The 1,125-nt window shown below is 61.6% G+C and carries 1 protein-coding gene; it reads right to left on the bottom strand.

The window, feature by feature from the left end:
• A partial coding sequence (locus AC1D34_RS37860) for a transposase (RefSeq protein WP_476827066.1) occupies positions 1–341 on the bottom strand: 341 nt, incomplete at its 3' end.
• Positions 342–1,125: the final 784 nt, after the last annotated feature.

Raw genomic sequence — 1,125 nt, 5'->3', positions numbered from 1 at the left:
GGTGACTGCTCCCGGCTCTCGCGCTCGCGATCGAGCATCAGCGCGACATCATGGATCGTCTTGAACAGCAGGCGGCGAACGAACCGCCGGAACCACCAATAGACCGTCTGCCAGGGGGGGAAATCGTTCGGCAGCATCCGCCAGCCGCCACCGGTTCGGGCAAGATAGCGCAGCGCGTCGAGCACCTCGCGAAGGTCCGTCGTCGGCTTGCGTCCGCGCTTCGGGATCGACGGCAGGAACGGACGGATGAAGAGCCACTCCTCATCCGTCAGATCAGTAGGGCAGCGCTTCGCGCGTTTCTCAAATCCAGCCATCCGGCCACGGTTCGCTCGGGTCCACATCCCAAGCTTGAATCATGCCGCCGCAAGCGCCTCAACCCATTCTCAAACGGTCTCTAAGCGCTCCACCGGCCAGAAATGCTGACACCACGAATACTAGGCCCGCTATGATGATGCCCGCGAAAAAGGGACCTCGCGTCAGGGCGGCCGCCAAGACAAGGACTGTCGGTATGACGACGATGAGTAAACAGACCGTCCCGAAAGTGGACACAATGAACTCTCGAATTCGCTGATTGACCATGCGTTCGCTCCGTCACCGTCTCTGTGAGATTCGTCGCCTGCAAGTTGATCCCGACAAGGGCCAGGTGTGTTGACGTGTATCAAGTCGGTCCCGGCAAGCATCCTTTGTCGCGGCACTGGTGACGGGCATAGAAACCGACCTTGGCTTGCGTCGGCTTCCAGTCGTTGTGGCGCATCGCGTGACCGAGCCGCCGCCGATCATTCTCGATCTGATCGTTCAACGCAACGATGGCTGGTATCAAGTCGGCCTCACGACGTGGCTCCTAGCCAAGTTCTGCTCCGATGCCTGTCGGCAGCGCGCCCATCGCAGCCGATTAGCCGTGACAACGCCATGCCCAGCGAGGGAGGTAACGATACCCGGCCCCTGCGACCCTGAGCGCAAGCGAGCCCAGAACCGGGGCGAGGAAGCGYCGCCTTGCCGCGCGGGCGGTCGTGTCCCGCGTAGTGGTGTAGCTGAGGTGGTCATCGGCGATTGCCGGTTAGGTTTGGTTTGCGAACGCCAACCCTGACCCGAGAGATCCCCGATGACCGATGAGATGATGAACCT

The organism is Allobosea sp. P1_A7, assembly GCF_056406775.1.
This window is presented reverse-complemented; position numbering and strand designations above follow the sequence as displayed.